The sequence below is a fragment of the Nocardia sp. BMG111209 genome (assembly GCF_000381925.1).
Lineage (GTDB): Bacteria > Actinomycetota > Actinomycetes > Mycobacteriales > Mycobacteriaceae > Nocardia.
Map to the genome: position 1 here is coordinate 3,190,981 of NZ_KB907307.1, position 11,727 is coordinate 3,202,707.

Consider the following 11,727-nt stretch of genomic DNA (forward strand, 5'->3'; position numbering starts at 1 on the left):
CATCGCCGGGCGAGCCTCGTTTGCGACCCTTGTCCGCGGACGGACGGGTCGCCGATATCGAAGAAGAGGCCGCCATGACAGAACACCTGCGCGCGTACAACAGTCTGTGGCAAGTCCGCAGCGACTCGTGGTGCCGGTTGGAGGAGGCCGCCGATCGACTGACCCGGCCGACGACCACCGGGGAACTGCGGGAGAAGCAGGCGGCCGCCTGCCGGGAACTGCTGGCCGAGCTGAGCTCGCTGGAACCCTACTGGGCCTATCCCGGCTCACCCCAATTCGCCCGGGTGCAAAGGCTTTTCACCGCGGGCAGCTACGACAAGTTCGCGCAGGCGGTGGCACGGATCAACCGCGCGCTGACCACCGAGTCGTATCGGTCCGGCGATGTGGAGAACGCCGGCGCCGACGATCTGGACATGTTCCCCGCGGATCCGCGGCAGCTGGAACATCAGCCGGCGGCGCAGCGGGATCGGCCCTACTTCGAGGTGCTCGTCGTCGAGAAGATGACCGAGGACCAGGAGCGCGTCCTGCGCAGCGAGGTGCGCAAATGGCGGCGCCCGGACGACGAGTTCGTGTACGAACTGGTGGTGGTGGCCAGCGGCGACGAGGCGCTCATCGCCGCCCGGCTCAACGTCAATCTGCAGGCGGTGGTGATCCGGCGGCGCTTCTCGCACCAGTCGACCCGGGACCTGTCGACGCTGGCGGAATTCATCGATGCCGATGTCTCGCACGACCTGGCCGATCACCAGTCCCCCGAGGAACGCGCGCAGATCCTCGCGGTCTCCATCGGGAAACTGCGGCCCGAACTGGATCTCTACTTCATGACCGAGATCGAGGTGGAGGAGATCGCGGGGCGGCTCGGCCATCATTTCCGGCGGGTGTTCCACGCTCGCGAGGGGATGCTCGAGCTGCATCTGTCGATCCTGCAAGGGGTGGCCGGCCGCTATCACACGCCGTTCTTCAGCGCGCTCAAGCAGTACAGCCACCGGCCCACCGGGGTGTTCCACGCGCTGCCGATCTCGCAGGGCAAGTCGATCGTCAACTCGCACTGGATCAAGGACATGGTGGGCTTCTACGGCCTGGACGTGTTCATGGCGGAGACCTCGGCGACGTGCGGCGGCCTGGACTCGCTGCTCGAACCGACCGGCCCGCTGCGCGACGCGCAGGAACTCGCGGCCCGGACCTACGGCTCGCGGCACACCTACTTCGTCACCAACGGCACCTCGACGGCCAACAAGGTGGTCACCCAGGCGCTGGTGGCGCCGGGCGACATCGTGCTGCTGGACCGCAACTGCCATCAGTCCCACCACTACGGGATGATGCTCGCCGGCGCGAATGTCGTTTACCTCGAGGCATATCCGCTCAACGAGTACTCGATGTACGGTGCGGTGCCGTTGCGCGAGATCAAGTCGAAACTGCTGGCGCTGCGCCGGGCCGGCAAGCTCGACCGGGTCAAGATGATGTCGCTGACGAACTGCACCTTCGACGGGATCGTCTACGACGTCGAGCGGGTGATGGAGGAATGCCTCGCCATCAAGCCGGATCTCGTATTCCTGTGGGACGAGGCGTGGTTCGCGTTCGCGGGCTTCCATCCGGTGTACCGGACCCGCACCGCGATGGCCTCGGCGCGCGCGTTGCGCGAGCGGTTGCAGGATCCCGGTTATCAGGGCCGCTACGAGGAGTACCTGACCGCCGAGATCGCCGAGAACCCCAGCGACGACGAACTTCTGGAGCGGCGGCTGATCCCGGATCCGGCGCGGGCGCGGGTACGGGTCTACGCCACCCAGTCGACGCACAAGACGCTGACCTCGCTGCGGCAGGGGTCGATGATCCACGTCTTCGATCAGGACTTCGAGCAGAAGGTCGGTGAGTCGTTCCACGAGGCGTACATGGCGCACACCTCGACCTCACCCAACTACCAGATCCTCGCGTCACTGGATCTGGGCCGGCGGCAGGTGGCGCTGGAGGGTGTCGAACTGGTGCAGCGGCAGATCGAGAACGCCATGCAGCTGCGGGACGCGATCGACAATCATCCGCTGCTCGCGAAGTACATGAGCTGCCTGCGCACGACCGATCTGATCCCGGATCGCTTCCGGCCCTCCGCGATCGATCAGCCGCTGCGGTCCGGACTGCGCAATATGACCGCGGCCTGGGAGCAGGACGAATTCGTGCTGGACCCCTCGCGGATCACCCTGTCCATCGGGCGTACCGGCTACGACGGCGATACGTTCAAGCGCGAACAGCTGATGGACCGCTACGGCATCCAGATCAACAAGACCTCGCGCAACAGCGTGCTGTTCATGACCAATATCGGCACCACGCGTAGTTCGGTGGCCTTCCTGGTGGAGGTGCTGGTCAACATCGTGCGTGAGCTGGACAGCACCATCTCCGAGATGAGTCTCGGTGAGCGTGAGCATTTCGCGCAGGCGGTGCACCGGCTGACCACGAGCGCGGTGCCGCTGCCCGACTTCGGCGGCTTCCATCCCGCCTTCCTGGACCACAGCGGCACCGAGCCCACCGGGGAGGGCGACGTCCGCCGCGCCTTCTATCTGTCCTACGACGACACCAACTGCGAATACCGTACGGCCGAGGAGATTTACGAGCGTCTCGACGCCGATGTCCCCGTCGTCTCCGCGACCTTCGTGACGCCCTATCCCCCGGGTTTCCCGGTGCTGGTTCCCGGGCAGGTGTTCAGCCGGCAGGTGCTGGACTTCATCCGCGACCTGGACACTCCCGAAATCCACGGCTACAAGCCGAATTTCGGCTATCGCGTCTATACCGAGAAGGCCGTCGAACGCGCCCTCGCGGCCGTGTCCCCGGCCGGGCGGACCACGGCCGCACCGGTGCTCACCGACGCGGAAGCCGGTGAGCCCTAGGGCATCTGCGGACGGCTCAGGGCAGGGCCTTCACGGTCGCGCGGCTGATGAGGTGTTCCAGCAACGTCATCAGGACGTTCTTCACCCCATTGCGGTCGCGCGCATCGCAGAACACGACCGGGGTGTGCCCGTCGAGATCGAGCGCGTCACGGACCTCGTCGGTGGTGTAGATCGGCGCACCCTCGAAACAGTTGACCGCGATCGCGAAGCTGACCCCCCGCTTCTCGAAGAAATCGATCGCCGCGAACGAGCTCTCCAACCGGCGGGTATCGGCGATCACCACCGCACCCAGCGCACCCCGGGCCAGCTCGTCCCACAGGAACCAGAACCGATCCTGCCCCGGCGTACCGAACAGATACAACACCAGACCCGGATCGATGGTGATCCGCCCGAAGTCCAGCGCCACGGTCGTGGTCTTCTTGCCCTCCACACCGGACAGATCATCGACCCCCACAGAGGTCTCGGTGATCATCTCCTCGGTGCGCAACGGCGCCACCTCACTGATCGCCGCGACCATGGTGGTCTTACCGACCCCGAATCCACCGGCGATCAGGATCTTCACGGAAGCGGCCAGCTGCTGTTGCCCGGCCGCGGGGTCAGAGTCTACGAATGCCATCGAGTACCGCTCGCAATAGGTTCACATCGTTGGGGCCCACATCGGTTTGGAGTGGGGCACGGAAATTGAGGTAGCCGTCGCCGATCAGATCGCCGACGAGGATCTTCGATACTGCCAGAGGCAGTTTCAGGTGTGCCGACACCTCCGCCACGGATTGCGGGACACGGCACAGCCGCAGGATGTCCGCGTATTCCGGTTCGGGGTACCGCAATCGGGGCGGTGGCTGATCGACCAGCACCACCAGGGTGAGGATGTCGAGTTCATGACCAGCACCGACGGTACGGCCCCGGGTCACCGCGTAGGAACGTAGGAGCGGGGCGTCTTCGTCGAACCAGGAAGTGTCGTAGTGCGTCATGGCGTCCGCTCGTTACTGCCTTCGAGGTGGTACTTGCCCGGCCAGGCCACGAGTACGCGGCGCGGTGGACAGATAACTGCCCAGACGCTGCACGGTGATGTTCATCTCGTAGGCGACCATGCCCAGGTTCGCGTCGTCACCGGCCTGGATCGCCAGGCACGCATTCGCACCCGCCGCGGTCACGAACAACACCGCCGTCTCCAACTCGATCACCGCCTGCCGCACCGCACCACCCCGGAACCGCGTCCCCGCACTGCGCGCCAGACCGTACAACGTCGAGGACATCGCACCGAAATGCTCGGCGTCCTCCCGGGTCATCGAGGTGCAGCGGCCCAGCAACAACCCGTCGGTGGAATGCACCACGGCATACCGGACACCGGCGAGACGGTCGACGAGGTCGTCGAGCAGCCAGTTCAAATCACCTGCGGTAGAAGAAGTCACCTTCGCCTTCCTGTTCGTTCGAGGCCACGGGATTCGCGGACGTCGGATACGGCTCGGGACGAGCACGACGCCCCTGCCGGGTACCGTTCTCGATCGCCGACATCAAATCCCGCGCCTGATCGGCACTACGCGCCGGCTCCGAACCGTACTCCTCGGCCGGCGGATTGTTCGCCAGCTCGGGTGCCAGGCTGGCCTGCTTGCGGCGGCGGGGCAGTTGCGGACGGGTACCGCCGGTGCTGCTCGGCGGCGCCGTGGGTGTCGGGCGGGGTTGCGGTTCGGGCTGCGAAACCGCCCGCAGGTACGCGGTATCCGGCTGATCGAGCGGCGGCGCGGGGCGGGGGGCGGGCGGGGCCGGCGGCGTGACCGGCCGGAGGTAGGAGGTGTCGGCGGGCTCCGGATAGGACGGGCGCTCGTACGTGGGCCGTTCCGGCGGCGGAGGCTGGTACGGCGGTTCGGGAGCCACGGCGTGGTGGCGGCCGGTGTCGAAAACCGAACGGCCGAAACCGAAGCCGGGGTCGTCCGCCATCGCGAGGGAATCGACCGGATTCGGTTCGGGTGCGTATGCCGGTGGGGCGGACGGTGATTCGAGGGACGGCATCGGATAGGAACCGGTCACCGCGGCGGGTGCGGGGGCCTGCCGGACCGGGACCCGGTCGCGGAGGTGGTCGGCCACCGGGGCGTCGGTGGTGATCAAGCCGACCGGGATCAACACGATCGCACGGATCCCACCGTAATCGGAATCGGTCAACCGCACCGAGATACCGTGACGCGTGGCCAACTGCGCCACCACGAACAACCCCAGACGAGAATCCGCGGACAGGGTCGCGAGACCGAAATCCGGTGGGTTGCGCAGCATCTCGTTGACGCGTTCGAGTTCGTCGGCGGGCATACCCATGCCCTGATCGCTGACCTCGACGACGACACCCTTGCCGACGCTGTTGCCGGTCACGTCGACCCGGGACTGAGGCGGGGAGAACGCGGTCGCGTTGTCCACCAACTCGGCCAGCAGGTGCATGAGGTCGGCGACCACATTGCCCAGCACGAACACCCGCGGCAGCCGATGCGTGTTCACCCGGGCATAGTCGAGGGTCTCGGCCACAGCGCTGCGGACCAGTTCCATCAGAGGGACCGGACGCCGCCACTGCCGGCCCGGTTTACCGCCACCGAGGATGATCAGGTTCTCGGCGTTACGGCGTTCACGGGTCGCGAGGTGATCGAGGCGGAAGAAGGTGTCCAGCAACGCCGGATCCTCCTGCTTCGACTCGGCCTGATCCAGCAACTCCAACTGCCGCGCCACCACGATCTGACTGCGATGCGCGATATTCAAGAACACCGACCGCACACCCTCACGAGTACGCGCCTCGGTGATCGCCGCCGACACCGCCGCGGTGTGCGCACGGTTGAAAGCCTGTGCGACCTCACCGATCTCGTCGTTGCCGAAGTCCAGGTGCGCGGCCTCGGTGGCGGGATCGACCTGCTCCCCGGCATCGATCTTGCGCATCGTCTCGGGCAGCTGCACCTCCGCCAGAGCCAGTGTCTCGGTACGCAATCGGCGCAACCGGCGGATGATCCGGTTGGCGAGCAGTACCGCGATGGTGAACGCGACGATCGCCAGCGCGATCGCGCTGCCACCACTGACCAGCACGGCCCGCGACCGATCGTGGGCCAGGTCGGCGGCGCCGTTGTTGGCGCGGCCGTTCTGCTGCAGGATGATCGCGAACATCTGCTCACCGACCGAGTTGACGGCGGTCCGCCACTCGTCGATCGGCATCGGAAGTGGCGCCGGCGCACCGTTCTTGGCGGACGCCGGCATCAGCAGCGCGTCCTCCATGGCGGTCACCTGCCCGAATGCCGGGCCGGCCAGCAGATCCTTGACCAGCTTCGCGTCGGTGTCGTCCAGATCGTTCACCAGCTGGTTGAGCAGCGAGTGATACAGGCCCACGTTGTTGCCGTATTCGGACAGCAGCGCCGGTGACATATCGCCGCCGACGGCCGCCAGGGTGAGCGCGTTGGCCCGCGAATTGGCCTCGAGCGCCTGGAACAGCTTCAGCGAGATCATCTGGTAGATGGCGGTATTGATCGTCGGCGCGCTCTGGCCGACGATCTTGCTGCCCTTGTCCACGCCGTCGAGAATCGCGGTGTAGAACTTGTACACGTCGGGGATCTGCACCGCACCCGCGTCGACGCCGGCGCGGACGCTCGGCAGCTGCACGTTGATCAGCTTCTGGGTGGCGGCCATCTTCGCGTCCATATCGGCACCGCCGACATGCTGGATGGGCGAGCCGACGGCGGCGAGCCCGGCCAGCGCCTTGTCCAGCCGCGCGCGGGCGGCGGGCAGCGCCTGCGGATTGGCGTCCTGTCCGGCCAGATGCGCGATGGACTGCAGACGCTCGTCCTCCTCGGCCGTCATCAATTCCTTGGTGAACGCGAGGCCGCTCCCCATGGATCGCGAGAAGTCCTCGGCGTTGCCGGCATCGTCCTCGAGGGAGATGGTGTACCCCACGCCGATTCCGAACAGTGCGAGACTCGGGACGAAGGCGATGGCGAGAATCCGAGTGCGGATCCCGGATAGTTTGACTCTCTGCACGGGCGAAGTGTAACCACGTGAAAGGGATATGTCATTCTATCTCTACCTGCGACAATAGGCGCACACGAGACATCGCCGGTCCGTCGCCGCTGCGCCGGTCCGTGATCTCGACCGCCCGACGTGACCACAATCGATAGCCCGATGTCGTTGGGAGATACGACACCCGATGCGGGACTTCGTCCTCGTGACGAGCACCGCCATGATATCCGGGCTGCCGCCCGAGCGTATCGCCAACGGCGGGAATCGGTCTCGGGCAATCCGGTCGAATCGGGCGGACAAGGCCCGCGGCGGTGGCCGCGCAGCTCACCGACGCGGCGCGACCGTCGCCGCCGGCCGACTTCGCCCGCGGGTTCCGAGGGGTCCGATGGTGTGCCGGTCGGCCGCATCGGATTCGGTGCCCGAGACCCGGGTATGTGAACGGCAGACGGGCCCGTCGGATTCGCGCCGGACGGACCACCGATCACAGGGAGGATGTGTCGTGACGGTGCTGTACAAACCGCTGGCGTTGCTGGCCGGCGTGGCGGGCGGAATCCTGTCGTCGTGGCTGTTCCACCGGATGTGGGGCGCCCTCGTCGAGGGGGACGAGGCGCCGGCCACCGCCGAACCGCCCATGGGGCCGGATTAGCCGCGTTCCGGGGCGGGCAACCCCGGAACGCGATCCGGACATCAGTCGCGCTGGAAGCTCTGCTGCCGCGCCTCGTCGACCTTCGCCTCGCCGCGGGCCTTCGCCGCCTCGGCCTCCTTCTGCGCCGCGGTGCGCTGCGATCGCGCCTTGTCCTGCTGCGCGCGCCCCTCCTTCTTCAGACCCTCGTTACCGGTCAGCGCGCCGGCGGCCTCCTTCGCCTTCCCCTTCGCATCCTCGATGACACCCTCCGCCGCTTCCCGTGGTCCGGACTTGTGCTGGGTCACGATGATCTCCTCCGATCGCCGAATGGAATCGAGCCGTCTCGGATGCGCGGCTACCCGTGGCGACGCGAGGTGATTCGGCGGGTGGCGCAGATGTGACGTTGCGAACGAGCATCGGCGACCGCACTCCCCCCCGCCGATTCGACTCATATGTCCGGATACCCGCGACCGAGCGTAATTTCTGCCACGGACGGAACTGGCCGGTATTTTTCATATTCGTGAACGCCGGGACTCCCGATGGCCGATGATGTTCGGAGCGAGAGTTACATCTCCGGGGCGAATCCGAGTAAACGATACGAGTCGGTCATTCCGGGTCCGGCACGGCGATGGGGGATCACTCGGGAGGGCAGCAATGGACACGCGCGATGCCGACCGGACAGTTCGAACGATGTACGTTCACAGCGAATTCGGCGCCGGCCGATTCGCCCGGAGAACGGCACCGGCCCGGGTGAGTCCGAGGAGATCCTTCCCGGGCTGATCTATCGATACCGAGAAATGGAAAACGATGAATACGGCAGGTCCGTACATCTGACCGTCTATCTCGGCCTCGGTGACGTCGGTGGAATGCTGTGGGAACAACAGATCAAGGTACTGCAGCGGATCGGCAATGTGAAACATCCGGCACTTCCGGTATTTCTGTCCGGTGGCCACATTCCGGGATCCGACCCGAACGAGCCCGGCCCGCCTCGCATCGGCGCGGGGTATGTACGGACACGGAGTTACGAACACGTGGACGGCGACGAGCCCGTGGGTGATTACGCGGACAAGATCGCCGCGCACCTTCGCGAGCATCCCGTACAGGCCCTGCAGAATCTGTGGTTGATCGCCGACGCACTCTCGATACTGCACGACGCCCACATCGCGCATCGAAACCTGTGGCCGGGCATCCTCGAACACGAATTCCCGCGGGAGGACGTCGCCGCACTACGGCTGGCCCGATTCGAGATGAGTTCGATGGTGGCGAATCTGCTCCGCAGTCATCTGCTGGGGGCGACCGGTGTCGAGCAGGTGCGGCGATTGTATCTGGACCAGGATCCGCGGTCGTTACCGTACACACCACCGGAACGACTGGAATTCCTGTTCGGCGACGACGATTCGATATTGTTGTCCGACACCGCCGACGACGTGTTCGCGCTCGGCATGCTGGCTGCCGAATGGCTGCTCCCCGCAACGGATTTCACGATCGCTTCGGCGCGGCGCGCGAGCCTGATCGAGGTGCAGCGCGAGGTGCGCCGCACAGTGAACCTCAGCACCGTCCTGCCACGAGGGCTCGCGCGCCTGATCCACGCGATGCTCCACCCCGTCCCGGCCGAGCGTCCCACCATGCACGAGGTGGTCCGCGAATTCAGCGCCTGCTACGACGATGCGCTGGCAGCGCTCGAGCCGCGTCACGCCTCGGAACCGTATCTGGTCGTCTTCATGCCGACCTACGCGGATATCCAGCTGCGTGAGCTGCTGAGCGAGTCGGCGACGACGGAGGGCGGGAAAGAGGAACTGTCGACGGTGATCGAGCGGGATTTCAAGGGCGCAAAGGTCACCTACTCGAAAACCGGTGCTGCGAACTATCTGAGCGAGGGACAGTATCGCGAGGAAGCGACGACGGTGGTGTTCGGGCACGAGTTCGTGTGGTTCTGCTCGACATATTTCCGGGCGGGATTCGGCGGCCGGAAGTACATGGAGCAAGTGGCCGTCGTCCGGCATCCGGTTCCCCATTCCAAGATGTCTCCGCGGTTGCAGACCCTGCGTGAGACGGCGCCGCAACGGACGCTGTTCGCCGTCGAATCCGTGCCGATGGACATAGGCGGCGCAAAACTCGAGCAGATGAGTTCGGGCCGGCCTTCGTGGACGGAGCTGGTCGACCCGATCAAGGGCCTCGTCACCGAGGACGGCGCCGACAGCGTCGATTATCTGGACGCATTGGACCTGCTGCTCCAGTATCAGACCGGTTGCCGATATGCGCGCGAATATGCTTTCGTGCGCGAACGGGACGGGCAGCAGCGTGGGGGTGAGACCGTGCTCCGATGGGATCGCCACCGCGACACGAGACGCACCGACAATCTGGCGAATCCGCTCCATGTCAAGATCCGCAAGGACGACTACCTGCGGCCGGGCATGGCCGATTTCTTCGCCGAGGCGGACGAGAACGAGGATTCGTCACACATCATGATCGAGATCCGGCGCGATATCGCGGGACAGCCCGGCACCCGGCCGGAGGACCGGGTGGGCATCTATCGCTTCCTCAGTTTCCGCGGACAGGATCTGATCATCGTCGATTCCTACAATCTCCCGTTCATTCCCGATACGGGGTGGATCCGCCTCGCCGACGATCAGGCCCAGCAGACGGTCGAGAGGCGGCAGGCGGACGCCTATTTCGAGCTCGAGGGCAACCGGGCGCTGCTGTCCCAGCTCGTACACCCGCACGGTGGCTTCACCACCGGTGACAAATGGAACGACGCAGAACGACGCCTCGAGGGCGAAGGCGGGCGCGCCGTCAAAGCGATGCTCTCGCACGAACAGATGTTCGCCCTCCAGGGGCCACCCGGCACCGGGAAGACGGAAGTCACCTCGGAATCGGCCGCCGCGCTGCTCGAGCACGATCCCGGCGCCCGGCTGCTGATCTCCGCGCAATCGCACGACGCACTCGACAATCTCGCGGCGCGCGTCCTGCGAAAGGTCGGCGCCCTCGACCACGACGACCGCCCACAGCCCTGTGACTTCGTCGCAATCCGCGCCGGAAGCGATCTCTCGTTCCACAGTGTGTCGAAGACGATGGCCCAGTTCGCCGAAAACGAGGTGGCCAGGCGGCTCATCGGGGATATCGAGCATCGCGTCGCCGAGAACATCGCCACCGGGCGCGCGCACACCCAACGACTACAGGAGATCCTCGGTGAATGGGCAGCGTCGGTGGGCCGCAGCGATATCGAACTGATCCTCCGGATGCGGAAGGCCGCCAATCTGGTTTTCGCCACCACCGGCGCGGCCACTCGGGACCGCCTGGTACATCACGGCTCGCCGGAACCCTTCGACTGGGTACTCGTCGAGGAGGCGGCCAAGGCATGGCCCACCGAACTGATCATGCCGCTGGTCCGGGGCGTCCGGTGGAGCCTCATCGGGGATCAGGCACAGATCGGTGCCTACGGGCGCCAGGAAGTGGAGCGGTTCATCGACAGTTGCTACAACGACCCGAATCCGCGGGTGCTGGCGTGGGGTGAGAAGAAGGAACGCCTGCTCGAAGCCTTCGACACCTTCGGCCAGATGTTCACGGCGGGTACCGGTTCCGGTCGGCGCGCCACACCGGTCATGGAACTCACCGAACAGCGTCGGATGCATTCCTCGATCGCGTCCGTGGTGAGCCGCACGTTCTATGCGACGCGCGCCGCCGGTGCGCTGAAAACGGTTCGCCCCGACGTCGACCACGGCATCACGACACCCGAATTCCTGCGCGGCCGCGCGCTGGTGTGGATCGACACCGATCCCACGGAGCAGGCAATGGGGTTCTGGCACAACGACACCGAAGCGAAGATCGTCGCCGCGCTGGTGCGGGCGCTGGCGCCCCGGCTCGCGCTGTCCGACGCCGACGGCGGTGCCTCACTGGCGATCCTGACGCCGTACCGCGAACAGGTCGTCGAATTGCGGGGCCGGGTGAGCGAAGCCGCGAGCCGTGTATTCACCATCGACTCGTTCCAGGGTCGCGAGGCCGACATCGTGATCGCTTCGCTCGTTCGGGACCGGCAGAACAAGGCGGCGGATGCGCACAAGAGCATCGGGCACCTCGCCGACCCGGCGCGAACCAACGTCCTGATCAGTCGCGCCCGTACTCTGCTCGTCCTGGTCGGAAGGCTGCCGGTGTTCGAGTCGGTGGACAGCCCGCACTGGCACGAGATCACCGCCGCCGTACGGGAGATGCACGCCGATGTGCCACTGGAGAATACGGGGCTGGCCCAATGAA

Annotated in this window: 8 protein-coding genes; 3 read left to right on the plus strand and 5 right to left on the minus strand. The window is 66.0% G+C overall.

The window, feature by feature from the left end; genetic code table 11:
- Positions 1-74 precede the first annotated feature (74 nt).
- Positions 75-2,873 carry an aminotransferase class I/II-fold pyridoxal phosphate-dependent enzyme gene (locus G361_RS0114600; protein ID WP_019927828.1) on the plus strand — a complete coding sequence of 933 codons (2,799 nt, stop codon included), beginning with the start codon at positions 75-77 and terminating at the stop codon, positions 2,871-2,873.
- Between the two features lie 16 nt (positions 2,874-2,889).
- On the opposite strand, the gene G361_RS0114605 is transcribed toward G361_RS0114600, so the two are convergent.
- From G361_RS0114605 to G361_RS0114620, 4 genes are read right to left on the minus strand one after another with little or no spacing between them, the layout of a single operon-like run.
- Positions 2,890-3,489, minus strand: coding sequence for an ATP/GTP-binding protein (locus G361_RS0114605; protein WP_026343038.1), 600 nt, complete (start codon positions 3,487-3,489; stop codon positions 2,890-2,892).
- Positions 3,470-3,844, minus strand: coding sequence for a DUF742 domain-containing protein (locus tag G361_RS0114610; RefSeq protein ID WP_019927830.1), 375 nt, complete (start codon positions 3,842-3,844; stop codon positions 3,470-3,472). The genes G361_RS0114605 and G361_RS0114610 overlap by 20 nt, the downstream gene beginning before the upstream one ends.
- Positions 3,845-3,856: 12 nt before the next feature.
- Positions 3,857-4,285 carry a roadblock/LC7 domain-containing protein gene (locus G361_RS0114615; RefSeq protein WP_026342758.1) on the minus strand — a complete coding sequence of 143 codons (429 nt, stop codon included), beginning with the start codon at positions 4,283-4,285 and terminating at the stop codon, positions 3,857-3,859.
- On the minus strand, positions 4,263-6,872 hold the full coding sequence (locus tag G361_RS0114620) for a sensor histidine kinase (RefSeq protein WP_019927831.1): 2,610 nt from the start codon (positions 6,870-6,872) through the stop codon (positions 4,263-4,265). The genes G361_RS0114615 and G361_RS0114620 overlap by 23 nt, the downstream gene beginning before the upstream one ends.
- A gap of 478 nt (positions 6,873-7,350) precedes the next feature.
- On the opposite strand from G361_RS0114620, the gene G361_RS49395 reads away from it, so the two are divergent.
- The gene (locus G361_RS49395) at positions 7,351-7,497 is read left to right on the plus strand and encodes a hypothetical protein (protein ID WP_019927832.1); all 147 of its coding nucleotides are present in this window, start codon (positions 7,351-7,353) and stop codon (positions 7,495-7,497) included.
- Between the two features lie 41 nt (positions 7,498-7,538).
- Here G361_RS49395 and G361_RS0114630 read toward each other — a convergent pair whose 3' ends face one another.
- Positions 7,539-7,781, minus strand: a complete 243-nt coding sequence (locus tag G361_RS0114630; protein ID WP_019927833.1) for a CsbD family protein — start codon at positions 7,779-7,781, stop codon at positions 7,539-7,541.
- Positions 7,782-8,273: 492 nt separating this feature from the next.
- Between G361_RS0114630 and G361_RS0114635 the strand changes: the two genes are divergently transcribed.
- A complete protein-coding gene (locus tag G361_RS0114635; RefSeq protein WP_019927834.1) occupies positions 8,274-11,726 on the plus strand; it encodes an AAA domain-containing protein in 3,453 nt (1,150 codons plus the stop codon).
- The last annotated feature ends 1 nt before the right edge of the window (position 11,727 follow it).

Bases quoted from the DNA above. Each gene is read 5' to 3' on its own strand.
- G361_RS0114600 (WP_019927828.1), top strand. From the start codon at position 75: ATGACAGAACACCTGCGCGCGTACAACAGTCTGTGGCAAGTCCGCAGC.
- G361_RS0114605 (WP_026343038.1), bottom strand. From the start codon at position 3,489: ATGGCATTCGTAGACTCTGACCCCGCGGCCGGGCAACAGCAGCTGGCC.
- G361_RS0114610 (WP_019927830.1), bottom strand. From the start codon at position 3,844: ATGACGCACTACGACACTTCCTGGTTCGACGAAGACGCCCCGCTCCTA.
- G361_RS0114635 (WP_019927834.1), top strand. From the start codon at position 8,274: ATGGAAAACGATGAATACGGCAGGTCCGTACATCTGACCGTCTATCTC.